Annotated in this window: 21 protein-coding genes; 10 read left to right on the top strand and 11 right to left on the bottom strand. The window is 72.8% G+C overall.

Annotated features, from left to right (window positions below; all coding sequences use genetic code 11):
- Positions 1-862 precede the first annotated feature (862 nt).
- Positions 863-1126, top strand: coding sequence for a cell division protein CrgA (locus ABD419_RS03015; RefSeq protein ID WP_344481571.1), 264 nt, complete (start codon positions 863-865; stop codon positions 1124-1126).
- Positions 1127-1283: 157 nt separating this feature from the next.
- Here ABD419_RS03015 and ABD419_RS03010 read toward each other — a convergent pair whose 3' ends face one another.
- Complete coding sequence (locus ABD419_RS03010; protein WP_344481569.1) at positions 1284-2441, bottom strand: thiolase family protein; 1158 nt, start codon at positions 2439-2441, stop codon at positions 1284-1286.
- Positions 2434-2952: a YbhB/YbcL family Raf kinase inhibitor-like protein gene (locus ABD419_RS03005; protein WP_344481567.1), complete on the bottom strand. Its 519-nt coding sequence runs from the start codon at positions 2950-2952 to the stop codon at positions 2434-2436. Before ABD419_RS03005 ends, ABD419_RS03010 begins: the two co-directional genes overlap by 8 nt.
- Positions 2953-3206: 254 nt before the next feature.
- On the opposite strand from ABD419_RS03005, the gene ABD419_RS03000 reads away from it, so the two are divergent.
- Entirely contained in the window at positions 3207-4325 is a 1119-nt protein-coding gene (locus tag ABD419_RS03000) for an aminotransferase-like domain-containing protein (protein ID WP_486327366.1), read from the top strand.
- A 415-nt stretch (positions 4326-4740) separates the two neighbouring features.
- Here the strand turns inward: ABD419_RS03000 and ABD419_RS02995 are convergent, their stop codons facing one another.
- Complete coding sequence (locus ABD419_RS02995) at positions 4741-5040, bottom strand: hypothetical protein (RefSeq protein WP_344481562.1); 300 nt, start codon at positions 5038-5040, stop codon at positions 4741-4743.
- 179 nt (positions 5041-5219) lie between these two features.
- Between ABD419_RS02995 and ABD419_RS02990 the strand changes: the two genes are divergently transcribed.
- Positions 5220-5732, top strand: a complete 513-nt coding sequence (locus ABD419_RS02990; RefSeq protein ID WP_344481560.1) for a peptidylprolyl isomerase — start codon at positions 5220-5222, stop codon at positions 5730-5732.
- A 10-nt stretch (positions 5733-5742) separates the two neighbouring features.
- Positions 5743-6669 (top strand): rhomboid family intramembrane serine protease, encoded by a 927-nt coding sequence (locus ABD419_RS02985; protein ID WP_344481557.1) that lies wholly within the window; start codon positions 5743-5745, stop codon positions 6667-6669.
- A gap of 538 nt (positions 6670-7207) precedes the next feature.
- On the opposite strand, the gene mobA is transcribed toward ABD419_RS02985, so the two are convergent.
- From mobA to ABD419_RS02970, 3 genes are all read right to left on the bottom strand, one after another.
- The gene (gene mobA, locus ABD419_RS02980) at positions 7208-7822 is read right to left on the bottom strand and encodes a molybdenum cofactor guanylyltransferase (RefSeq protein WP_344481555.1); all 615 of its coding nucleotides are present in this window, start codon (positions 7820-7822) and stop codon (positions 7208-7210) included.
- A 254-nt stretch (positions 7823-8076) separates the two neighbouring features.
- Positions 8077-9057, bottom strand: a complete 981-nt coding sequence (locus ABD419_RS02975) for a DUF4192 domain-containing protein (protein ID WP_344481553.1) — start codon at positions 9055-9057, stop codon at positions 8077-8079.
- A gap of 152 nt (positions 9058-9209) precedes the next feature.
- Positions 9210-9620, bottom strand: coding sequence for a hypothetical protein (locus tag ABD419_RS02970; protein ID WP_344481550.1), 411 nt, complete (start codon positions 9618-9620; stop codon positions 9210-9212).
- 133 nt (positions 9621-9753) lie between these two features.
- Here ABD419_RS02970 and ABD419_RS02965 point away from each other — a divergent pair, with 133 nt between their 5' ends.
- The 3 genes from ABD419_RS02965 to ABD419_RS02955 all read left to right on the top strand — a co-directional run bounded on the left by ABD419_RS02965 (position 9754) and on the right by ABD419_RS02955 (position 14702).
- Positions 9754-10611 (top strand): helix-turn-helix domain-containing protein, encoded by an 858-nt coding sequence (locus ABD419_RS02965; RefSeq protein WP_344481548.1) that lies wholly within the window; start codon positions 9754-9756, stop codon positions 10609-10611.
- 85 nt (positions 10612-10696) lie between these two features.
- Positions 10697-14239, top strand: a complete 3543-nt coding sequence (gene dnaE, locus ABD419_RS02960) for a DNA polymerase III subunit alpha (RefSeq protein WP_344481546.1) — start codon at positions 10697-10699, stop codon at positions 14237-14239.
- 82 nt (positions 14240-14321) lie between these two features.
- Positions 14322-14702, top strand: a complete 381-nt coding sequence (locus ABD419_RS02955) for a hypothetical protein (RefSeq protein ID WP_344481544.1) — start codon at positions 14322-14324, stop codon at positions 14700-14702.
- On the opposite strand, the gene ABD419_RS02950 is transcribed toward ABD419_RS02955, so the two are convergent.
- Positions 14699-15553: an oxidoreductase gene (locus ABD419_RS02950; protein WP_344481543.1), complete on the bottom strand. Its 855-nt coding sequence runs from the start codon at positions 15551-15553 to the stop codon at positions 14699-14701. The genes ABD419_RS02955 and ABD419_RS02950 overlap by 4 nt on opposite strands.
- 104 nt (positions 15554-15657) lie before the next feature.
- Here ABD419_RS02950 and ABD419_RS02945 point away from each other — a divergent pair, with 104 nt between their 5' ends.
- The gene (locus tag ABD419_RS02945) at positions 15658-16521 is read left to right on the top strand and encodes a LysR family transcriptional regulator (protein WP_344481542.1); all 864 of its coding nucleotides are present in this window, start codon (positions 15658-15660) and stop codon (positions 16519-16521) included.
- An 87-nt stretch (positions 16522-16608) separates the two neighbouring features.
- Positions 16609-17079 carry a carboxymuconolactone decarboxylase family protein gene (locus ABD419_RS02940; protein ID WP_344481539.1) on the top strand — a complete coding sequence of 157 codons (471 nt, stop codon included), beginning with the start codon at positions 16609-16611 and terminating at the stop codon, positions 17077-17079.
- 53 nt (positions 17080-17132) lie between these two features.
- Here the strand turns inward: ABD419_RS02940 and ABD419_RS02935 are convergent, their stop codons facing one another.
- Together ABD419_RS02935 and ABD419_RS02930 are read right to left on the bottom strand one after the other, a co-directional pair.
- The gene (locus ABD419_RS02935) at positions 17133-17480 is read right to left on the bottom strand and encodes a DoxX family protein (RefSeq protein ID WP_344481536.1); all 348 of its coding nucleotides are present in this window, start codon (positions 17478-17480) and stop codon (positions 17133-17135) included.
- Between the two features lie 244 nt (positions 17481-17724).
- Positions 17725-19299 carry a carboxylesterase/lipase family protein gene (locus tag ABD419_RS02930; protein ID WP_344481533.1) on the bottom strand — a complete coding sequence of 525 codons (1575 nt, stop codon included), beginning with the start codon at positions 19297-19299 and terminating at the stop codon, positions 17725-17727.
- A 154-nt stretch (positions 19300-19453) separates the two neighbouring features.
- On the opposite strand from ABD419_RS02930, the gene ABD419_RS02925 reads away from it, so the two are divergent.
- Positions 19454-20029 carry a TetR/AcrR family transcriptional regulator gene (locus tag ABD419_RS02925; RefSeq protein WP_344481531.1) on the top strand — a complete coding sequence of 192 codons (576 nt, stop codon included), beginning with the start codon at positions 19454-19456 and terminating at the stop codon, positions 20027-20029.
- On the opposite strand, the gene ABD419_RS02920 is transcribed toward ABD419_RS02925, so the two are convergent.
- Together ABD419_RS02920 and ABD419_RS02915 are read right to left on the bottom strand one after the other, a co-directional pair.
- Positions 20026-20979: an ECF transporter S component gene (locus tag ABD419_RS02920; RefSeq protein WP_344481529.1), complete on the bottom strand. Its 954-nt coding sequence runs from the start codon at positions 20977-20979 to the stop codon at positions 20026-20028. The two genes, ABD419_RS02925 and ABD419_RS02920, sit on opposite strands and share 4 nt — an antisense overlap.
- A complete protein-coding gene (locus ABD419_RS02915; RefSeq protein ID WP_344481526.1) occupies positions 20972-22630 on the bottom strand; it encodes an ABC transporter ATP-binding protein in 1659 nt (552 codons plus the stop codon). Before ABD419_RS02915 ends, ABD419_RS02920 begins: the two co-directional genes overlap by 8 nt.
- Between the last annotated feature and the right edge of the window lie 21 nt (positions 22631-22651).

The following is a 22651-nucleotide window of genomic DNA, read 5'->3' as shown; positions in this document are numbered from 1 at the left end:
GGACCCGGACCGGGTCCGGGGTGCGGCTGCGGGGGTCCGGCGTGCGGCGCGGGGGGCCCCTGCGGATGCAGTTGCGGTTGCGGTGCCTGCGGCTGGGGCGCCTGCGGCGGGCCGGGCGGAGGAGCCTGCGCGGGACCCGGCGGTGGCGGCGCCTGCGAGGGCCGTTGCGGCTGCGCTTGCGGCTGAGGCTGAGGCCGTGCCTGGGGTTGCGGCTGAGGCTGAGGCCGTGCCTGGGGTTGCGGCTGCGACTGCGGCTGTGCCTGGGGTTGCGCCTGTGGCTGGGGCGCCGGCGGCGGGCCGGGCTGCGGCTTCGGCGGGGGCTGCGCGGCCTGCGGCTGCTGGGGTTGCGACTGCGGAGCCGGCTGCGGAGTCGGTTGCGGCGCAGGGGAGGGCTGGGGTGCGGGGCCGCTCTGCGGCGGCCGGCCCGCACTGGGGGCGCCCTGCGGCGGACTGGGCGGCGTCCCCTGCGGCGGGAGCGGACGAGGCGGCGGCGTCTCGTTCGCGAAGGGGGACCAGTCCTGATCGCTCACCTGGAACTTCCCCTCAATCGTGCCCGTGTTCTGAACACGTGGGCGCTGTCGTAACCATAACGCGCGAGGCAATCCTAGGGTTGTCCCGCGAGGGCGAGTATCGCCCGAACGGGCAGCCCACCGCCGTCGCCGCGCCCCCGGCGCGCCGCCGGGGACGGGGCGCGGGGGCGGAGCGTCCGCTCCGGGCGCCTCACTACTCTCTACACGCTCCCGGGGCCCCGAATCGGGCACCCCGACCACGGGGTGTGAGCTACGCGATGCCGCGCGGACGGCGCGTCACCCGCGGACGGTACCCTGGGGACCGGACATGTCCCTCAGTTGGAGAGTCGTCGATGCCGAAGTCACGCATGCGCAAGAAGAAGGTCTACTCGAGCTCCGGCACGAGCAAGAGCACGACCTCGGGCGAGGCCTACGAGCCCAGCCCGACGTGGGTCCCCATCACCGCCGTCGCCCTCATCGTGATCGGCATCGGATGGCTCACGCTGTTCTACCTCTCCGGCATGGAGTACCCCGTCGCCTCGTGGGGCTACTGGAACCTGGCCGTGGGCTTCTCGTGCATGGTCGCGGCCCTGCTCGTCCTCTCCAAGTGGCGCTGACACCCCCGCGCCCCTGAAAACCCGAGTCCTCCTCGCAGAACTCGGCCCGGAAACGATGTCGGACCCCCGGCGTACACTTAGCACCAGGGGTCCCTTAAGGGTGGATTTATCGCGATAATTCGTGATCCATCCGGTTCTTCCGTTTCTCGGTCGGCTCCTAGAGGAGTTCGAACACCGTCGCGTTCGCCATGCCGCCGCCCTCGCACATCACCTGCAGGCCGCGGCGCAGGCCGGTCGCCTGCATGTGGTGCAGCATCGTGGCGGCGAGCCGAGCCCCCGAGGCGCCCAGCGGGTGGCCGAGGGCGATCGCGCCGCCGTTCGGGTTGAGCCGGTCCTCGTCCGCGCCGGTCTCGGCGAGCCACGCGAGCGGGATCGCGGCGAACGCCTCGTTCACCTCGAACACGTCGATCTCGTCGAGGTCGAGTCCGGTGCGCCGCAGGATCTTCGCGGTCGCCGGGATCGGCCCGTCGAGCATGAGCACCGGGTCGGACCCGACCGCGCACGCCGCCGCGATCCGCGCCAGCGGCCGCACCCCGAGCCGCCGCGCGTGCTCGTCGGTGGTCACCACCAGCGCCGCCGCCCCGTCGGAGATCTGCGACGACGTCCCCGCCGTCACCGACCCGCCCGCCTGGAACACCGGCTGGAGCCCCGCGAGGCGCTCCATGCTCGTGTCCCGCCGGATGCCCTCGTCGGCCTCGACGCCGCCGACCGGCGCGATCTCGGCCGCGAACGCGCCCTTGTCGGCCGCCGCGGCGGCCTTCTCGTGGCTGGCGAGCGCGAACGCGTCCATCGCCGCCCGCGAGATCCCGTACTTCGCGGCGACCCGCTCGGCCGCCACGCCCTGGTTGAACGGCACCGGCTCGTCCGCGTCGACCTGCGCCCGGTAGCGCTCGCGCACCGCCGGCCCGTACGGCAGCCCCAGGTCGGGCACCACCGTCGCGCCCATCGGGACGCGGGTCATCGACTCGACGCCGCCCGCGACGACCACGTCGGCGTGCCCGGCGAGCACCGCGGCGGCCGCGAACGCGACCGCCTGCTGGCTGGAGCCGCACTGCCGGTCCACGGTGGTCCCGGGGATCGACTCGGGCCAGCCCGCGGCGAGCACCGCGTTCCGGGCGACGTTCCACGACTGCTCCGCGACCTGCGAGACGCACCCGAGGACGACGTCGTCGACGGCGTCGGGCCCGAGCCCGGACCGCGACAGCGTCGCGTTCATCGCGTCCGCCGCCAGGTCGACGGGGTGCACGTGCGCCAGCGCGCCCTTGCGCCGCCCGAGCGGCGTGCGGGCGGCGGCGAGGACGACGGCCTCAGGCATTGCGGTACACCGGGGCGACGACGGCCCGCGCGATCGCGTTGAACGTCAGGTGGAACGCCCCGATCGCCATCGACGAGGCCGGGTCGACCGCGATCCGGTCCTTCAGGGCGTGCACGGCGAACAGGTACCGGTGGTCGGGGTCGCCGGGCGGCGGGGCGGCGCCGGCGAAGCCGACCCCGCCGGAGTCGTTGCGCAGCTGGATCGCGCCGAGCGGCGGCGAGCCGGCCGCGCCGGTCGCCAGCTCGGTGACCGAGGCGTCCAGGCCCAGGAGCATCCAGTGCCACCAGCCCGAACCGGTCGGGGCGTCGGGGTCGAAGCAGGTCACCGCGAACTCGACGGTCTCGGCGGGGAAGCCCGACCAGGCCAGGTGCGGGGACACGTCCTGCCCGGCGACCTGCGCGGCCGGGAGGGTCTCGCCGTCGGCGACGTCGTCGGAGACGACCGTGAACGACGGGATCGGGGGAAGGAAATCGTAGGGCCAGGGGGCCCGCGTGCGGTCGAGCGACGTCATCGTCCTCCTCCTTCGGGGCCCGCGCGGGCGGCTCGCCGCCCGGGGACCTCGGTTCGATTGTGCGCTTGCACGCCGGTCGGCCGCCTCGGTGCGACCGGCTTCTCCTGCACCGTATCGCGCCGGGTCCGCACGGCGGCGCGGCCCGCGCGGCGAGCCGCCCCTGCCGCGCCCTGCCCGGCGCTGCCCCGCGCTCCCTCCCGGTGACGGCGGGTGAGGCCCGCCATGGCCCGCGCACATGCCGGTCGACGTCCGGCCTGTGGGCCGCTTACGCTGGTGTCATGCCGAACACCGACGTCATCTCTTTCTCCCGGGGCGCCCCGTCGCTCGACATCGTCGACACCGAGGGCCTCAAGGCCGCGGCCGTGGCCGCCCTCGACGCCGACCCGGCCGGGACCACCGGCTACGGCACGTCCGTGGGTTACCCCGCGCTGCGCGAGTGGATCGCCTCGAAGCACGGCGTGAATTCCGAGAACGTGCTGGTCACCAACGGTTCGATGCAGGCCGACGCGTTCCTGTTCGACGCGCTCGTCAAGCCCGACACCGCGGTGGTCGTCGAACGGCCCACGTACGACCGGACCCTCCTGGGGCTGCGCGAGCGCCGCGGGCAGCTCCACCCGGTGCGCGTCCAGGCCGACGGCCTCGACGTCGACGAGCTCGAGGCGCTCCTCAAGGGCGGCGTGCGGCCGTCCCTGGCGCACATCATCCCGAACTTCCAGAACCCGGCGGGCGTGACGCTGTCGGGCGAGAAGCGGACCCGGCTGCTCCAGCTCGCGAACGAGTACGACTTCACGATCTTCGAGGACGACCCGTACCTCGACATCCGCTTCCGCGGCGAGCAGTTCCCGACGATGCTCGAGCAGGACACCGAGGGCCGCGTCGTGTACGCGAGCTCGTTCTCGAAGACCGTCTGCCCGGGCCTGCGCACCGGCTACCTGGTCGGCCCCGCGGACCTGATCGCCTCGATCGCCGCGGCCGCCACCAACACGTACATCGCGCCGAACATGTTCGCGCAGGCCACGATCTACCAGTTCGCGGCCGCGGGCGCGCTCGACCGCTCCATCGCGACGGTCAAGGCCGCCCTGGAGGAGCGCGTCGACCAGCTCGCCGCGTCGCTGCGCGCGCACCTGCCGAACGCCGAGTTCGTGGTGCCCGACGGCGGCTACTTCCTGTGGATCGACCTCGGCGAGGGCGTCGACTGCGCGAAGGTCGCCGCGGCGGCCGCCGACGAGGGCGTCCAGGTCGTCAAGGGCACCGACTTCGTGCTCGAAGGCGGCGAGTCCTGCCTGCGCCTGGCCTACTCGGCCGTGAAGGCCGACCGGATCGACGAGGGTGTGCGCCGCCTCGCCAAGGCCGTCGAGTCCTCCCGCGTCTGACCCGGCGCACGTTCCGTGATCACACGCGGACGTTCCGTCGACAATGGATGGCGGTTATGCGCCATGGCGTATAACCGCCACCGCGTCACCCTTCCGTGAACGCGAGCGGGGCGCGACAATCGGTTGCGTGGCCGCGGCCCTGCCGCGGCGGTACCCGTTATCCCGCCCCCATGACGCCGGATCGGTGGACTCGCCCACTCCCCCCGAGGCGAGGCACCGGTCCGGCGTTGCCCTTTCCGGAGTGCCCCTTCCCAAGGCCCCGAAACGGTTCCGGGGACCCGCGTCGCCGCAGATCCCCGATTCCCCGGCCGCCGCTCCCGCCACGGCGGCGCTTCCCGCGCCGCCGGCCGGCGTCCGGCCGAGCTGTTCACTTGTCGCGCCGTGACGGCCGCGGCGTCCCCCCCGGATCGCCGCGCTACCGCCGGACGCTGTCGACGAGCTCCTCCTGCAGGGCCCGGTCGTCCAGCTCGGTGTCGTCGAGCAGTTCGTCGGCGAGGAGCTGCTCCCCGATCGACTCCGTCCGCTGGCGGTACCAGACGTACGCGACGGCCCCGCCGATCGCGAGCCCCGCGCCGATCGCGCCGGCGACCCACGGCCACTTCGGTGCCGGGGGCTTGCGGAGGCCCACCTTCGCGAGGACGACGTTGACCCGCGGCGCCGCCGCCTCCTTCGTCCCCCGGGCCGCGGCGTAGCCCGCGTCCTTGAACGAGGTCACACCGTGCTTGAAATGGTCCACTGCCTCCCGGGCGGGAGTGGTGGAACGTCGGCTGAAGCCCATCGTGAATGCCTCCTCTAGGTGCCTGTACAACTCATCGTGCACCGGGCTGTGACACCCGTCGAGGGAAACGGGGGAGAAAGTTGGACGAACCTCGGCCGTCTGGCACCATGGACGCCATGACCAAGGCGACGCTGAAGACCAATGCCGGCGACATCATCATCGAGCTGCTCGACAACCACGCGCCCAAGACCGTGGCGAACTTCGTGGGCCTGGCCGAGGGGACCAAGGAGTACACCGACCCCGAGAGCGGCCAGCCGGGCTCGGGCCCGTACTACGACGGTGTGATCTTCCACCGGGTCATCGACGGCTTCATGATCCAGGGCGGCGACCCGACCGGCACCGGCCGCGGCGGCCCCGGCTACAAGTTCGCCGACGAGTTCCACCCCGACCTCCACTTCGGCGAGCCCTACCTGCTCGCCATGGCGAACGCCGGGCCCGGCACCAACGGCTCGCAGTTCTTCATCACGCTGGGCCCGACCCCGCACCTGAACTTCCGCCACACCATCTTCGGCAAGGTGACCGACGAGGACTCCAAGTCGGTCGTCGACCGCATCGGCAAGACCGCGACCGGCCCGATGGACCGCCCGGTCAACGAGATCGTCATCGAGTCCGTCGTCATCGAGAAGTAGCAAGGACTCGATGAGCGAAGAGCAGTCGGCCCCGGTCTGCTATCGCCACCGGAACCGCCAGACCTACCTGCGCTGCGTGCGCTGCGACAAGCCGATCTGCGCCGACTGCCGGATCGACGCCCCCGTCGGGTTCCAGTGCCCCGACTGCGTGGCCGAGGGCCGCCGGACGATGCGCAAGACGCGTTCGTCGTTCGGCGGCGGCGCCCGCGCGGGCGCGGCAGGGACCGTCACGAAGGTCCTCATCGGCGCGAACGTCGCCGTGTTCGTGCTGGCGCTCGTCGCCGGCGGCAGCCTCGCGGCGGCGACGTCCTCCGCGATGACGCCGCTGCACTGGCTCGGCGCCGAGATCGGCTTCCTCCCCGGCTACTCCACCGAGGTCACCGTGGAGGTCTTCGGCACGTCGATCACCGCGCCGGTCGTGGCCGCGGGCGGGTACTACCGGATGATCACGGCGATGTTCCTGCACTTCGGCGCCATCCACCTGCTGTTCAACATGGTGGTGCTGTGGATGCTCGGGCGCATCCTCGAACGCGACCTCGGTCCCGCGCGGTTCCTCGCGGCGTACTTCCTGTCCGGCCTCGCCGGCTCGGTCGCGGTGTACCTGTTCTCCTACGACTCGTTCACGGTCGGCGCCTCCGGCGCCGTCTACGGCCTATTCGGGCTCCTCATCATGGTGAACCGGAAGCTGCGGCGGGACAACCAGGGCATCTATGTGCTCCTGGGCCTCAACCTGGTGCTGACGATCATCATGAACTTCAGCCTCGCCGGCCACGTCGGCGGACTTGTCGGCGGCCTGATCTGCGGCGCGATCCTGACCTTCACGCCGCGCGAGCGGCGCCGGCTCCACTGGATCGGCTTCGCGGTCTTCCTGATCGCGCTCGCCGCGGTCACGTTCTTCCAGACCGGTGCCCTCGACAACCGCTTCGACGTCGTCTGACCCCTCCGGACACGACACCCCCGGGCCGCCGCCAGGCGGCCGCGGGGGTGTTTCATTGCGCCGGCCCGCATTCGGGCCGAGGCGCTCCGGGGTGAGGATCGGCGACGCGCCCAGCGGGGACCGGCTCGCATCTGGACCAGGGGGCCCACCGGGCCCGGCTCGGTGTCGTCAAGGCTCTCCTCCGGCCCGGATCGGCGACGCGCAGACCGGAGACCGGCCCGCATCTGGACCGGGAGCCCACCGGGCTCTGGCTCGATCTCGGCACGGCCCTCCTCCGGCTCGAATCCGGCCCGGGGCCCTCCCCTCCCCCCCACCCCCCTCGCCCACCCGCCCCGAATGTCGATTGCCTGCAAGATCATGAGGGCCGTCGCCTTTGCGGCGGCCGGCGGTCGTCGTTGACCGCCCGCGATGGTCGACTCTCACTCGGCGATGGCGCGATGGCGCGATGGCGCGATGGCGCGATGGCGCGATGGCGCGATCGGCCGGTCATCGCCGTGCCGTGTCGCTGTGTCGACGTATCGCTGGTGTGAGTCGGTCGCTATTTCAGGTCGGCTGCCCAGGATCGGGCCTGGTCGAGGTCTTGCGGGGTGTCGCAGTCGAACCATGGGGGCGGACTGGCGTCCTCCCAGACCACGGTCTCGACGTCGATCCCGGTGAACAGGAGCCGTGCGGGGGCTCCGGGTTCGACCTCGGCCGCGTTGCGGCGGAGCGGGGCCGCCGGCCAGACGCCGCAGAGCCACTGCCGGCGTCCGGCGTTGTCGCAGAAGACCGCTCCGGACTCGGGGCCGACCGCGTTCGCGGTGTCGATGAGGAGGCGCAGTGCCTCCGGCGACAGGAACGGGAGGTCCCCGGCGAGGACCGCCACCCGCGAGCAGTCGTCTGGAACATGCTCCAGACCGGTCCGCACCGACCTCGCCGGGCCTGAGCCCGGTGGGTCCTCGAGGACCTGAACCGCCCCGGCGGGCAGGGCCGCGGCGTCGGCGGGCCGCGTGCCCACCACCACCCGGGCGGCCGCGCCCCCGCAGGCCGCCAGTACCCGTTCGAGGATCGTGGTGCCCTCGACGACCAGTTCGCTCTTCGCGCATCCGGCGAATCGCCGGGCCTTGCCGCCGACCAGGAGGATCGCGGCGAAATCGCTCGGGAGTTCACCCATGCACCCAGACTAGCGAGCAGGTTCGTCGTGCGGTGGCCTGTGGCCGGAGCGGTTCCAGAGCGTCTACCGCGCCCACCGCGTACTCGTGTGGTCATTCGGTTCCCTTCTGTCGGTTCGGTTGCGGTTCAGTGGCGGGGGAGGCCGGGTGTTGGTGGTTCGGTGTTCGGTGAGTGCCTGAGTGCCTGAGTGCCTGAGTGCCTGAGTGCCTGAGTGCCTGAGTGCCGCCTGGGCCTGAGCGCTGCCCGGGCCTGGGTTCATTCCTCGCTTGCGGCGGCCTCCAGTTCGGCGGTGCCGATGTTGGTGAGGGAGGCGGGCGGGTAGCCGGCCTGGAGGGCCGCCATGAGGAGTTGGGCGAGGCGGTAGTTCGGGCTGGCCTTGAGCGCCGCCTCGAAAGCCTCCAGGGCGAGGACGCCGTTGCCGAAGCGGTAGGCGGCGAAACCCGCGACCGTGGCCGCCGGGGCGCGGAGGTCGTCGGCCATGTGGCGGGCCACCCACAGCCACAGGTCGATCCGATTGGCGTCGAGGGCGCCGGAGCCGATGCGGCGGAGTGCGTAGTCGCGGATGTCCAGGTCGCCCAGGGCGAGGCCGATCGCGGCGGTGTCCTCCGGGCCGGGGAGCGTGTTCGTGCTCAGCCAGTGGTCGATCGCGTGGAGGTCCTGGGAGCGCTGGGTCGCCCAGTCGAGGTCGGCCTCGGCGGCGAGGGCCGCCGCGACCGCCCGTTCGACCGCCGCACGGCGGCCCGGCGGGGCCGGGGCGAGCTGTTCGGCGATCTCCGCGCGGTCGGAGGCGGCGTAGCAGCCCGCGACCGCGACTTCGCAGGAGGCGGGCGTGGTCTCCGGGATCGGGGTGCCCTCGGCCGGGCAGCAAGGCTTGTCGCAGGTGAGGCTGAACCAGCGGCCCCGGTCGACTCGGAGGCGGTCGAGCGGGGTGACACCGGCGTTGAAGAGGCGGGAGGCCGCGCGTTCGATCGAGGCCTCGGCGACCTCCTTCTCGCCGTAGGCGATGATCACGCACTCGTCGCATTCGTTCAGGCTGAGCTGACCGGTGAGGTCGCGCAGGTGCTCGAGGTGGTCGGCCGAGCCCGGGAGGTCGACCCGGAAGGTGCACTGGAGGCGCCGGTCGACCAGGCCCACGATCACGAGGCTGTGCTGGGGAGTGAATCCGAGGAGCAGCGGGACCGTGGTGAGCAGGTCGGTGGGGCCGTTGATGCTGATTCGCGCCTGTGTCATGTTCATTGCTCAACTGTCCGTGACATGGCGATAACTGGCAAGAATTAAATTTTCGCCTGTGGATAACCGAATCAGGCCTGTGGATTGTTTGGCGTGTTCTGTCGGGAAGTGGTACCGGGTTTCGGGCGGCGCGGCAGCGCCGCCCGGGCCCCGGCGTCCTAGATCCGCGCCGCACCGGCGGCTTCGAGGACCGCGAAGAGTGCGACCAGCGCGGCGCCGCCCAGCATCACGATGTAGCCGGCGACCGTCAGGTCCACCAGGCCCGTGAACGGCAGCACCGCGAGCGCGAGCGCGGCCAGGGCGTTGTTCACCACGACGCCGACCACCTGGCCGCGCACCAGGTTCGGGTACCCGGCGACCAGGGCCAGGGCGACCGCGCAGCCGAGCAAGTACACGCCGAACGGCACCGCCCAGGCCGGGCCGAGGCCCAGCAGCGAGTCGACCAGGGCGAAGCCCGCGGTCATGAGGAGGCCGAAGGCCGCGCAGGCGGCGGCGTCCTGGCGCAAAATCGAGCGGAGCCGGGTCTCGGCGGTGGCGGCAGCGGTCGCGGTGGCGGTGAGAGCGGTCATGGGTTCCTCCACAAGGGGGTCGGGCGGGACTCGGGTCGTCCCTGCATGCCGCCAATGCTCGACCCGCCGGGTCCGGCCCGCAATGACCTCGGAGGTCATGGCCCGGCGGCGCGGGCGCGGCTACGGTTGCGCCGTGACCGTCCAGACCCTCCCCGCCTTCGGCGGGCTCCTGCGCCAGTGGCGCGAGCGCCGCCGGCTCAGCCAGTTCGAGATGTCCGTGCAGACCGGCGTGTCCGCGAGGCACCTGTCGCGCATCGAGACCGGCCGCGCCGAACCCAGCCGCGCCATGGTGCTCCGCCTCGCCGAAGCCCTCGACGTGCCGCTGCGCGAACGCAACGCCCTCCTCGTCGCCGCCGGGTTCGCGCCCGCCTGGGCCGAGACCGACTACTGGGACGAGCGCCTCGCCGTGGCCCGGGAGGCCGTCGGGTGGATCCTGGAGCACCACGACCCGCTCCCGGCGGTCGTCGTCGACCGGTTCGGGAACCTCCTCGACTTCAACGGCGGCGCCGGGTTCCTCATGGAGGGCGTCGACGCGGAGCTGCTGAGCGGCCGCGTCAACCTCGCCCGGGTCGCGCTCCACCCGCGCGGCCTCGCGCCGCGGCTGCGGAACTTCGGGGAGGTGCGGCAGTACTTCCTCGACCGGCTGCGGGCGCAGCTGGCCGTCGACGACCACCCCGACGTCACCGGGCTCATCGAGGAGGTGCGCGCGTACCGGCCGGTCGCCGAGGACGACGGCGGCTGGGACGGGGCCTCGCCGAGCCCGATCGCGCTGCCGCTGCGGGTGCGGAGCAGCCGCGGCGACCTGTCGATGTTCACGACCATCGCGACGTTCGGCGCGCCCCGCGACGTCACCGTCGCCGAACTCGCCGTGGAGCTGTTCTTCCCGCTCGACGACACCACCCGGCGGGCCTTCGAGGCGGCCGCCGGCGGGGGTGGGACGGACCCCATCGGGGCCGCGGAGGCCGCGCGGACGAGCCGGGAGGGGGACTAGGCTGGAGGGTCCGGAGCGGCTCCTCGGCGGGGGCGCGGGACCGGCGTCGGCGAGGACAACACCACAGGTCAAGCGGGAGCGAAGCGTGTCGAACCAGTACGTCCACCTGCACGTGCACAGCGAGTACTCGATGCTCGACGGGGCCGCGAAGCTCAAACCCATGTTCACCGAGGCCGAGCGCCTCGGCATGCCCGCGATCGCGCTCACCGACCACGGCAACATGTACGGCGGGTACGCGTTCTACCAGCAGGCGAAGAAGACCGGGATCAAGCCGATCATCGGCATCGAGGCGTACCTCGCGCCCCACGACCGGTTCCACAAGAAGCCCGTGTTCTGGGGCGAGCCGGGCCAGCGCCCCGACGACATCTCCGGCGGCGGCGCGTACACGCACATGACGATGCTCGCGAAGGACTCCGCGGGCCTGCGGAACCTGTTCCGCCTCTCCAGCCTCGCGTCGTTCGAGGGCTACTACTACAAGCCGCGCATGGACCGCGAGCTCATCGCCGCGAACGCGGCCGGGATCGTCGCCACGACCGGCTGCCCCTCCGGCGAGGTGCAGACGCGGCTGCGGCTGGGCCAGGTCGAGGAGGCGATGCAGGCGGCCTCCGACTACCGGGACATCTTCGGGGCCGAGAACTACTTCCTGGAGGTCATGGACCACGGGATCGGCATCGAGCAGCGCGTCAAGGACGAGCTGTACACCCTCGCGAAGAAGCTGGGCCTGCCGCCGCTGGTCACCAACGACTCCCACATCGTGACCGAGGACCAGCGGGACACCCACGAGGCGCTGCTGTGCGTCCAGTCCGGGACGACCCTGGACGACCCGAAGCGGTTCAAGCTCGACGGCGAAGGCTACTTCCTGCGCTCGGCCGACCAGATGTACGGGCTGCGCGGCGACGACTTCTGGCAGGAGGGCTGCGCGAACACGATGCGCGTGGCCGACATGGTCTCGTCGTACGACGACATCTTCGCCGTGCAGGACCGGATGCCGATCATCCAGGTGCCGGAGGGCCACGACCAGGGGACGTGGCTGCGCGAGCAGGTCGCGATCGGCCTCAAGGACCGGTTCCCGGGGCAGGACGTGCCCGCGGACTACCTCGAGCGGGCCGAGCTCGAACTGAACGTCATCATCAACGCCGGGTACCCGTCGTACTTCCTCGTGGTCGCCGACCTCATCTCGCACGCCCGGTCGATCGGGATCTACGTCGGCCCGGGCCGCGGCTCGGCGGCCGGTTCGCTGGTCGCGTACGCCATGAAGATCACGAACATCGACCCGATCGAGCACGGGCTCCTGTTCGAGCGGTTCCTCAACCCCGAGCGCGTCTCGATGCCCGACATCGACATCGACTTCGACGACCGCCGCCGCGGCGAGATGATCACCTACGCGACGGAGAAGTACGGCAAGGAGTTCGTCGCCCAGGTCATCACCTTCGGCACGATCAAGACCAAGGCCGCGATCAAGGACGCCGCGCGCATCCACCACGGCCAGCCCGGGTTCTCGATCGCGGAGCGGATCACGAAGGCCCTGCCGCCGCCGGTGGCGGCCACCGACATCCCGCTGTCGGGGATCATGGACCCCGAGCACCCGCGGTTCAAGGAGGCCGGCGAGGTCCGGAGCCTCATCGAGAACGACGGGGAGGTCCGCACGATCTTCGACACCGCGCTGGGTCTCGAGGGGCTGATCCGGAACGCGGGCGTGCACGCCTGCGCGGTCATCCTCTCCTCCCAGCCGCTGGTCGACTGCATCCCGATGTGGGCCAGGCCCGACGGGTCGATCATCACCGGCTGGGACTACCCGTCCTGCGAGGACATCGGCCTGCTGAAGATGGACTTCCTGGGGCTGCGGAACCTCACCGTCATCGGCGACGCGATCGAGGCCATCAAGATCAACCGGGGCATCGACCTCGACCTGGACACGCTCGCCACGGACGACCCGAAGACGTACGAGCTCCTGTCGCGCGGCGACAGCCTCGGCGTGTTCCAGCTCGACGGCGGGGCCATGCGCGAGCTCCTCAAACGCATGCAGCCCACCGAGTTCAACGACATCATCGCCGTGAACGCCCTGTACCGGCCGGGCCCGATGGCCGCGAACTCGCACAACAACTACGCCGACCGCAAGAACAAGCGCCAGGACGTCGTCGCGCTCCACCCCGAGCTCGCGGAGGCCCTGGAGGAGATCCTCGCCGAGACGTACGGCCTCATCGTCTACCAGGAGCAGATCATGCGCATCGCGCAGAAGCTCGCCGGGTTCACGATGGGCCAGGCGGACATGCTCCGCAAGGCCATGGGCAAGAAGAAGCTCGACGTGCTGGAGAAGCAGTTCGCGTCGTTCGAGGCGGGCATGGAGGCGAACGGGTTCTCGAAGGGGTCGATCAAGACCCTGTGGGACATCATGCTCCCGTTCGCCGGGTACGCGTTCAACAAGTCGCACGCCGCCGGGTACGCGCTCGTCGGGTACTGGACGGCGTACCTGAAGGCGAACTATCCGGCCGAGTACATGGCGGCGCTGCTCACCTCGGTGGGCGACTCGAAGGACAAGGCCGCCGTGTACCTGTCGGAGTGCCGGCGCATGGGCATCACCGTCATGCCGCCGGACGTGAACGAGTCGCGGCACATGTTCCACCCGGTCGGGAGGGACATCAGGTACGGGCTCGGCGCGGTCCGGAACGTCGGCGCGAACGTCGTCGCCGGGATCATCGAGGCCCGCGAGGAGAAGGGCGCGTACGCCGACTTCAAGGACTTCCTCCAGAAGGTCCCCGCGCCGGTGTGCAACAAGCGGACCGTGGAGTCGCTCATCAAGGCCGGGGCGTTCGACTCGCTCGGGCACGCCCGCCGCGGGCTCGCGGAGGTGCACGAGAAGGCGATCGACGCGATGGTCTCCATCAAGAAGGAGGAGGCGCGCGGCCAGTTCGACCTGTTCGGCGGGATGATGGAGGAGACCACCGACACGCTCGGCGTGGACCTGACCATCGCCGACGACGAGTGGGACCGGCGCGACAAGCTCGGGTTCGAGCGGGAGATGCTCGGCCTGTACGTCTCCGACCACCCGCTCAACGGGTTCGAGCGGCTCCTGTCCTCGAACGCGGACCGGCCGATCGCGCTCCTCCACGGCGAGGACGTCCCCGACGGCGCGAACGTGCGCGTCGCCGGCATCCTCCAGAACGTCGCCAAGCGCGTCACCAAGCAGGGCAAGCTGTGGGCCTCGGCCACGCTGGAGGACCTCGCCGGCTCCATCGAGGTGCGGTTCTTCCCGAACACGTACGAGCTGGTGTCCGAGTCGCTCGCCGACGACCTCGTGTGCTGCGTCAAGGGCAAGCTCGACCGGCGCGACGGCACCGCGCAGCTCATCGCCCAGGACCTCGCCGTCCTCGACACGTCGACGGGCCCGGAGTCGAACTCCGCGCCGATCACGCTCGCGCTGCGGGCCGCGTCGGTGAACCCCGCGCTCATCGAGAAGCTCTCCGACACGTTCAAGACCCACCGCGGCGAGGCCCAGGTGCGGGTCCAGCTCGCGAACGGCCCCAAGACCACGCTCCTCGCCCTCGGCGACGCCTGGCGGGTGCGGCCCTCGATCGAGCTGTCAGCCGACCTGAAGGCGCTCCTCGGCGCCGGCGCCCTCATCGGGTAGCGGCCGCACGACGCGAACCGGGCCCGACCTGCACAGGTCGGGCCCGGTTGCCGTTCCGGCCCGCGGCGGGGATCATCGAGCGGTGACCACCGCCCCTGTGCACGACCTCGGCGCCGCCTCCCCGAAACGGCGCCGCGCCGCCGCCCTCCGATTCCTCACCGAGATCGGCGCGTGGGCCGCGATCGGCACCGCCGCCGCCCACGTGCACCTCGCCCTCGGCATCGCCGCCGTCGTCGCGATCGCGATCCCCGCCGTGTTCGCTACCCCCGGCGACAAGCCCACCGCCGCGGTCCCCGTCCCCGGACCGGCCACGATCCTCATCCTCGCCGCCACCATGGCCGCCGGGGTCGCCGCCGCGTGGGCCGCCTGGCCCTGGTGGGCCGCGGCCCTGCTCAGCGCCCTGGCGCTCGCGTCGCTGTGGGCGGAGCTGCCGCGCTGGCGGTGGCTGCTGACCGTGCGCTAGTCGAAGTCCATCGCGCGCGAGACGTGCTCCCACGCATGCAGCTCGGCCTCCTGCGCTTGCAGCGACTCCCGGATGCGGTCGATCGCGGTGTCCCCCAGGGCCAGCCGCAGCGGGACCTCGTCGGCCGCGAGGGCCGCGACGATCGCCGCCGCGGCCTTCACCGGGTCGCCCGGCTGGTTCCCGTCGGACGCCGCGAACGAGGACCGAAACGGCCCCACGGTCGCCTCGTACCCTTCGACCGGCGCGGACTCGGAGTGCACGCCGCCGGCGAAGCCGGTGCGGAACGCGCTCGGCTCCACGATCATCACGTCGACGCCGTGCGGGCGGACCTCGGCGGCGAGCGCCTCGCTCAGCCCCTCCAGGGCGTGCTTGGTGGCCGAGTAGGCGCCCACGCCCGGGAACGACATGCGCCCGCCCATGCTGGAGAGCTGCACGATCGCGCCGGAGCCGTTGGCGCGCATGTGCGGGAGCACCGCCCGGGCCAGGTTCGCGGGCCCGAAGAAGTGCAGGTCCATGAGGGACCGGAGTTCGGCGTCGGTGGTCTCCTCGACCGCGCCCACATGGCCGCGGCCGGCGTTGTTGACGAGGACGTCGATGCGGCCGTACCAGAGGACGGCCTCGGCGACGACCGCGTTGACCTGGGCCGGGTCGGTCACGTCGAGGGCGACCGGCACGACCCGGCCCGGGTGCGCGGCGGCGAGGTCGTCGAGGGCCTCGGGGCGGCGCGCGGTCGCGATCACGGTGTCGCCCGCGGCGAGCGCCGCCTCGGCGATCGCGCGGCCGAACCCGGAGGAGGTGCCGGTGATCAGCCAGACGCGGCCTTCGGCGGTGCGGGTGGGGTTGGCGCTCATGGGGTTTCCTTCCGTCGGTGTGCCGTTCTTTTATCCCCCCGGTGCCCGCGGGCCGTCCAATACCGGTATTCGACGATGCCATAAACGCGGCTTATCATCGCTGCATGGAGCTGCGGCAGTTGCGGTATCTGGCGGCGATCGCCGACCACGGGAACCTCGGGCGGGCCGCCAAGGCCCTCTACGTCAGCCAGCCCGCGCTCTCCTACGCGCTCAAACGGCTCGAAGCCGAACTCGGCGTCCGGCTGTTCGACCGCACGCCCGCCGGGGTCGAGCCGACCGCCGCCGGGACCGAGGTGATCGCGGCGGCCGCCGAGGCCCTCGCCGCCGCCGACCGGGTCCGCGCCGCCGCCGACCGCCACCGCCACGGCGGCGTCCTGCGCGTCGGCTTCGAGGCCAGCGGCGCCGGGGAGCTCACCACGCGCGCCCGCGCCGAGTTCGCGCGCCGCCGCCCCGGCGTGCGCGTCGTCCCCAAGCGGTTCGACTGGGGCGGCGAGGCCGCCGCGCTGCGCGACGGCGCCGTCGACGCCGCGTTCGTGTGGCTCCCCGCCGACCTCGCCGGCTGCGAGTCCGCCCTCGTCCACACCGAACCGCGCGTCGTCGGCCTCCCCGTCGGGCACCGCCTCGCCGGCCGCGCCGCCGTCGACGTCGTCGAGACGAACGGCGAACCGCTCATGTGGACCGACAAGGCGCCCCGCGAATGGGTCGACTGGTGGGCCGTGAACCCCCGCCCCGACGGGTCCGAACCCCGGTGGGGACCCAAGAACGACAACGTCGAGGAGATGCTCGAACAGGTCGCCGAGGGCGCCGCCGTGTGCTTCGCGCCCGCCTCCATGGCCGCTTACTACGCCCGCCCCGACCTCGTGTGGGTGCCGCTCGCCGACGCCGAGCCCCTGCGCGTCGCCCTCGCCTGGCGGCCCGGGAACCCGCTCGCGGAGGACTTCGCCGCCGTCGTCCGCTCGCTCGTGTGACGCGCATCGCACGATGTGCGGTCACATCGGCGGCCCGGCATCCGTCAGGGGAGTGCAAGCGAACCACGGAAGCGAAGGAACACCGCCATGAGCATCAAGCCCCGCATCGAGAACCCCGTCCAGTACCTGCCCGTCGTCAACGAGATCGCCGCCGCCGTCAACAAGGTCAACGCCGACGGCGTCCTCCCCGCGACCACCGTCGGCCTCGTGCAGCTGCGCGTCGGCCAGCTCCTCGGCGACAGCTACTTCACCGCCCGCCACTTCGCCGGGTCAGAGGACACCGCCGAGCGGCTCGGCGCCGTCGCCACCTGGCGCACCTCCCCGCTGTTCACCGACGCCGAACGGGCCGCGCTCTCCCTGGCCGAGGCCGTCCACACCCCGAACCCGGCCGGCGAGCGCGTCAGCGACGAGCTCGTCGACGCGGCCCGCAAGCACCTCACCGAGGAGGAGATCGTCGTCCTCATCGGCGTCCTCGGGCAGATCGGGTTCTTCATCCCGCTCGCGCTCATCGGCTCCCCGAAGGTCGGCGTCGCGCTCCACGAGCAGTGGGTGCGGTAGCAGGAGGCGACGGAAGGGCCCGCGCGGCGCGCGGGCCCTTTCCCGTTGCCGTCCTACGCGAGGACGCCGAGGGTGAGCGCGGCGGCGGCCGGGACCAGGTACAGGAAGGGCGCCACCAGGGTCTCCCACGAGCGGGCCCGGACCACGGTGACGACCGCGCCGAGGAAGTACAGGACCAGCCCGGCCGCGGCGGCGATCCCGATCCAGGGGACGACCAGGCCGGCGAGGAGGCCGAGGGCCCCGGCGGCCTTCGCGAGGCCGAGCAGGAACCACCAGGACTGCGGGACGCCGTAGTGGGCGAGGGGCTCGACCACGTACGGGGCCTTCGCCCAGATCGAGTAGGCCGAGAACCCGGTCCACAGGGCCGCGGCGACGGTGACGATGGTGAAGGCGATGTTCATGGGAGTGCTCCGGTTCGGTTCGATGGTGTTGCCCGTGTGAACCGGCGGGCGGACCGGACGTGACCGGCAGTGACCAGCGTCACTGAGGAGTGGTGGCGACGTCTCGATGCGGTCGACCGCAGGGGCGGCGGGTTCGGCGAGCGCCGGGCCGGGGCGCCCGTGCTCCGTCGTCGGTCCGGGGTGCCGCCCGCCCGGAGACGCGTGCGGGCCCGAGGCATCAGCCTCGGGCCCGCCGTCGCATCTCCTAGTGGCCCAGGCCCTTCCAGAACGCCAGGTGGTGGACCTCGGCGAGGTCGGTGCGGCGCACGCCGTCGTTCGTGAACGCGCGGGCGGCGCACTCGCCCTCGCTCCAGCGGCCCCGGCCGTCCGGGTCGCCGGTGCGGGCGAAGGTCGTCCACGCCGCGGCCATGTCGCCGGCCACGGCCTCCTGCGCGGCGGTGCGGGGCTCGAAGAAGTCCGGCTCGAACAGGTAGGCCACGTCGACCATGTGGTACGAGTCGGTGGGCCACTCGGGGGCGCCGAACGCCGAGAACCACGGGGTGTCGGTCGCGGCGAGCTCGTACACGTACGTGTCGGTGTGCTCGGCGAGGTCCGCGGCCGTGCGCGACAGCGGGAGCGCCCAGTCCGCGTCGGTCAGCACCGCCGCCAGGGCCTTCGCCGGGTTCGCGTAGTCGCCCACCGGGTACTCGCCCGCCACCGCGTCCGCGTCAGCGCCGAACCGCGCGCCGAGCGCCTCGACGTAGTCCGCCTCGGTGATCCGCTCGCCGGAGAGGACCTCCTGGCCGCCCGTCATGAGCTGCTCCTCCTCGCGGTTGATCCCGATGAGGACCGGCACGTCGGCCACATCGCCGGCCGCGATCGCGTCGGCCGTGGCGACCGGCATGACCGGGCCGCCGACCACCGGCTGCACCTCGAACAGGCCCGCGGTGGCCGCGTTCAGCTCGGCGGGCTCAAGGGCCCGCAGGCACGCCTCGACCGCGTCCAGCGCCTCGACGCCGGGGCACAGGGACTCGGCGACGCCGACGTCCCGCGCCCGGCCCTCCTCGCGGGAGGGCGCCCAGTCGGCACCGCACGGCGAGCTCTGCATGATCGCCTTGTCGAACAGGCCCGCCGAGGTCGGCGAGGTCAGGTGCGCGCAGACGTCGTAGCCGCCGCCGGACTCGCCGAAGATCGTGACGTTCCGGTCGTCGCCGCCGAACGCCTCCGCGTTCTCGCGGACCCACCGCATCGCGGCCTGCTGGTCCTCCAGCCCCCAGTTCCCCGAGGTGGTCGCGCCGCCCTCGTCGAGCGCGGGGTGGGCCATGCTCCCGAACAGGCCCTGCCGGTAGTTGACGGTGACGACGACCGCGCCCTCCTCCACCAGTCGTGAAGGGTCGTACTGGGATCCGGCGCCGTACGAGTTCCCGCCGCCGTGGAACCAGACCATGACGGGCCGGTCGCCGCGGTGGGAGTCGGGGGCGTACACGTTCAGGTAGAGGCAGTCCTCCTCCTCGCTCGGGACGGTCGGCATGTTCGCCGCGCCCTGGGCGCAGGCGGGGCCGAACGCGGTCGCCTCCCGCACCCCCTCCCATGCGGCGGCGGGCTGCGGCGACTCCCAGCGGAGGTCGCCCTCGGGCGCGGCGGCGTAGGGGACGCCGAGCCAGGAGCGGACGGCGCCGTCGGTGGCGCCCTGGAGCGCGCCGAGGCCGGTGTCCACGAGGGTGCCGACGCCGCGGGGCGCGGCGTCCGCGGCCGTGGCGCCGTACACGGCGGTCGCGGCGGCGATGCCGGCGGCCGCGAACGCCGCGGCGACGGCCTTGGCGGTCTTGGGGAAAGCCATTGGGGTGCTCGCTTTCGGTTCGGGCGGAACGGGTTCGTCCGCGTCCCGCAGACCGTAACAAGGATTTGGGCGATTGCGCAATGCGTTTGCCTCAGAAATCTGCGCAAGGCGATCGATCCAGGCGGATGCGCAGGTCGCTGCTACAGTGGCCCGCATGGGAAACCGCGAAGCGCTGCTCGACGGCGCGAAGAAGTGCCTCCTCGAGAAGGGCTACGACCGGACCACGGTGCGCGACATCGCCACCGCGGCGAACGTGAGCATGGCCGCCATCGGCTACCACTACGGCTCCCGCGAAGCCCTCCTCCAGCAGGCCCTGTTCAAGTCCCTCGAGGACTGGGACGCCGGACTCCAGGCCCAGCTCTCGCGCCTCGACGAACCCAAGGGCCCGAAGCGCTTCGCGGCCGTGTGGCACCTGCTCATCGAGCACATCCGCGCGAACCCGACCATGTGGACGGCCAGCTTCGAACTGTTCATGCAGGCGCGGCGCTCACCCGAGCTCGCCGCCGTCTACGCCCAGGGCCAGCCCGGCGCGACCGCCGCCATGGCCGCGCTCGCCACCGGCGAGGTCGAGGAGGACATCGACGCCGAGACGATCCGCACCGTCGGCGCCGTCCAGCTCGCCCTCGTCTCGGGCGTGGTGATGCAGTGGATGTCGAACCCCGACACCGCGCCCGGCCCCGACGAGATCGCCGCGGGCCTGCGCGGCCTGGTCGCCTCGATCGACGCCTAGGACCAGTTCGCGCGCCGCGCCGCGCGCCGCAGCACCCGCAGCAGCAGCGGGCCCGTCAGGACCAGCAGCACCGCGGTGGTCACCGCCCTGCCCACGTCCCATCCCAGCGACGTCGCGATCGTGTACGCGAACAGGCGCGGCAGGTTCTCGCCGAGGCCGCCGCTCGGGACGTACGCGAGCGCCCCCTGCGTGATCGCGAACGGCCAGAACGACAGGTTCATCAGCAGCCCGTACGCCAGCGACGCGACCACCCCGTAGGCCGCGAGCAGCCCGGTCTCGCCGCCGCGGCCCGCCCGCGTGTCCGGCGTGCGCGGCAGCAGCCCCGCGCCCAGGCCCACGAACGCCGCCGCGAACATCTGGTACGGCATCCACGGGCCCACGCCGCCGGTGAGCAGTGCCGACGCGAACAACCCCGTGCAGCCCAGCAGGAACCCGAACCCGGCCCCGAACACCCTGCCCGCCAGGATGATCAGGAAGAACACCGTCTCCACCCCGGCCGCGCCCGCCCCGAACGGCCGCACCGCCGCGACCACCGCCGACAGCACCCCGAGCATCGCCACCGCGCGCGCGTCCAGGCCCCCGTCGGACAACTGCACCACGACCGTGGCCGTCACCAGCGGCAGCAGCAGCGCGAACAGCCAAGGGCCCGAAGTGGTCTCGGTGAGCGCCCCGCCCGGAGCCGCCAGCAGCGGCCACGACATCGCCACCAGCCCGAACGCCGCCGCGAGCACCAGCGCCACCGCCGCGCGGCGGCGCACCGCCGGACGGGGCGCGCCCGGCGCCGGCACGCGGTTCCGGTGCGCCGCCGCCGCGGGCGGCCCCGACTCGACGTCCCCGCTCTCCGCGGGGCGGCCCTCCGCGAGCGGCCCGGCGGCACGGTCCGCAGACGCCTCCGGACCGGGCGCGCCCGGTCGCCGCGCCCCCGGGCCCGGCCCGTCCGCTTCAGCCATCGCCGGACTCCAGCGCCGCCGCGACCTCGGCCACCGTCATCCACCCCGGGAGGATCTTCTCCACCTGCGGCGCGAACATCGGCGACGCCGCCGTGATCTGCCGCGCCGGACCGTCCGCGACGACCTCGCCGTCTGAGAGGACCACCACGCGCGAGGCGAACTCCGCGCAGAACTCCACGTCGTGCGTGGAGACGACCACGCAGTGCCCGGCCCCCGCGAGCGCCCGCAGCCGGGCCGCGAGCGCGGCCTTCCCGGGGTAGTCGAGGCCGCGGGTCGGCTCGTCGAGGAGCAGCAGCGGCGGTGCAGCCGTGAGGGTCACGGCCAGGGCGAGCGCGAGGCGCTGCCCCTCGGACAGGTCCCTGGGGTGGACCCGGGGGTCCACGTCCTCGACGAGGTCGTCGAGGATCTTCGCGCACGTGCCCTTCGGCGCGCGCCCGTCCTCGTCGGCGCCCGCGCACTCGGCGGCCACCGTCTCGGCGTACAGCAGGTCGGCGGCCTCGGCCGGCACGAGCCCGGCGAGCGTGCGCCGCTCCCCGGGCCTGCGCGCGGCCGGGTCGGCGCCGCCGATCGCGACTGTGCCGCCCGAGCGCCTCCCGGTGCCCTGCAGCGCCCACAGGAGGCTCGACTTCCCGGAGCCGTTGCGGCCCATGAGCGCGATGCGCTCGCCGCGGGCGGCGACCAGGTCGACTCCGGCGACGGCCCGCACGCCCGGGTAGTCGACGGTGACCGCGCGCGCCTCCAGCAGCGGCGGCCCCGCCTGCGCCGCCGCCGGAATGTCGGTACCCGGAGCTATGGTTCCGGCACGTTCGGCGAGGATCTCGCGAAGCCGACCCGCGTGACGACGGGCTTCGCGGATCGTCACCGGCGGACCCGGCCAGCCGGCGAGGCGTCCGAGCCCGACCACCGGCGGCGCGACCGGCGAGACGGCGAGGATCTCGCCCAGAGGACCGGCGGCGACCTTGCCGCCGTCGAGAAGGAGGGCTGAATCCGCATACTGGACGACGCGTTCGAGCCGGTGCTCCGCGAGCAGCACGGTGATCCCCAGGTCGTGCACGAGCCGGTGCAGGGCCGAGAGGACCTCGTCCGCCGCGGTCGGGTCGAGCGCCGAGGTCGGCTCGTCGAGGACGAGCGCCGTCGGCCCGGCCACGAGCGCCGCGCCGATCGCCACCCGCTGCCGCTGCCCTGAGGACAGCTGCGCGAGCGCCCGGTCCCGCACGTCGGCGAGGCCGAGGAGGTCCACGATCTCGGTGACGCGCTTGCGCATCGACGCAGGCGCGACGCCGAGTTGCTCGGCGGTATAAGCGAGTTCGAGCTCGACCTCGTCGGTCACGAACCCGGCGAGGGGGTCCTGCCCGACGTACCCGACGACGTCGGCGAGGTCGGCGGGGGTCGCCCCGCGCACGTCGCGGCCGCCGACGGTGATCCGCCCGCGCATGTCGCCGCCGGTGAACCGCGGGACGAGCCCGTTCACGGCCTTCAGCAGCGTCGACTTGCCCGCGCCCGTGGGCCCCACGAGCAGGCAGAACTCGCCCTCGGGAAGCGCGAACGACACGTCGTCGAGCACCGGCCGGGCCGCGGCGGGCGCGGCCCCGGCGGGCGGCGCGCCGTACGCGAAGCCGACGTGCTCGAACGCGATGGCGTCGACGGTCATCTGGTGCCCTCCTCTGCCGAG

The sequence above is a fragment of the Glycomyces endophyticus genome (assembly GCF_039531525.1).
Classification (GTDB): Bacteria; Actinomycetota; Actinomycetes; order Mycobacteriales; family Micromonosporaceae; genus Glycomyces; species Glycomyces endophyticus.
The sequence above is the reverse complement of the archived record's forward strand: the minus strand, read 5'-3'. Positions and strand labels throughout refer to the sequence as shown.

What these genes read in the sequence shown, in the direction of transcription:
- ABD419_RS03015 (WP_344481571.1), top strand. Translation starts at nt 863, where the DNA reads ATGCCGAAGTCACGCATGCGCAAGAAGAAGGTCTACTCGAGCTCCGGC.
- ABD419_RS03010 (WP_344481569.1), bottom strand. Translation starts at nt 2,441, where the DNA reads ATGCCTGAGGCCGTCGTCCTCGCCGCCGCCCGCACGCCGCTCGGGCGG.
- ABD419_RS03005 (WP_344481567.1), bottom strand. Translation starts at nt 2,952, where the DNA reads ATGACGTCGCTCGACCGCACGCGGGCCCCCTGGCCCTACGATTTCCTT.
- ABD419_RS02990 (WP_344481560.1), top strand. Translation starts at nt 5,220, where the DNA reads ATGACCAAGGCGACGCTGAAGACCAATGCCGGCGACATCATCATCGAG.
- ABD419_RS02985 (WP_344481557.1), top strand. Translation starts at nt 5,743, where the DNA reads ATGAGCGAAGAGCAGTCGGCCCCGGTCTGCTATCGCCACCGGAACCGC.
- mobA (WP_344481555.1), bottom strand. Translation starts at nt 7,822, where the DNA reads ATGGGTGAACTCCCGAGCGATTTCGCCGCGATCCTCCTGGTCGGCGGC.
- ABD419_RS02975 (WP_344481553.1), bottom strand. Translation starts at nt 9,057, where the DNA reads ATGAACATGACACAGGCGCGAATCAGCATCAACGGCCCCACCGACCTG.
- ABD419_RS02970 (WP_344481550.1), bottom strand. Translation starts at nt 9,620, where the DNA reads ATGACCGCTCTCACCGCCACCGCGACCGCTGCCGCCACCGCCGAGACC.
- ABD419_RS02950 (WP_344481543.1), bottom strand. Translation starts at nt 15,553, where the DNA reads ATGAGCGCCAACCCCACCCGCACCGCCGAAGGCCGCGTCTGGCTGATC.
- ABD419_RS02945 (WP_344481542.1), top strand. Translation starts at nt 15,658, where the DNA reads ATGGAGCTGCGGCAGTTGCGGTATCTGGCGGCGATCGCCGACCACGGG.
- ABD419_RS02940 (WP_344481539.1), top strand. Translation starts at nt 16,609, where the DNA reads ATGAGCATCAAGCCCCGCATCGAGAACCCCGTCCAGTACCTGCCCGTC.
- ABD419_RS02935 (WP_344481536.1), bottom strand. Translation starts at nt 17,480, where the DNA reads ATGAACATCGCCTTCACCATCGTCACCGTCGCCGCGGCCCTGTGGACC.
- ABD419_RS02930 (WP_344481533.1), bottom strand. Translation starts at nt 19,299, where the DNA reads ATGGCTTTCCCCAAGACCGCCAAGGCCGTCGCCGCGGCGTTCGCGGCC.
- ABD419_RS02925 (WP_344481531.1), top strand. Translation starts at nt 19,454, where the DNA reads ATGGGAAACCGCGAAGCGCTGCTCGACGGCGCGAAGAAGTGCCTCCTC.
- ABD419_RS02920 (WP_344481529.1), bottom strand. Translation starts at nt 20,979, where the DNA reads ATGGCTGAAGCGGACGGGCCGGGCCCGGGGGCGCGGCGACCGGGCGCG.
- ABD419_RS02915 (WP_344481526.1), bottom strand. Translation starts at nt 22,630, where the DNA reads ATGACCGTCGACGCCATCGCGTTCGAGCACGTCGGCTTCGCGTACGGC.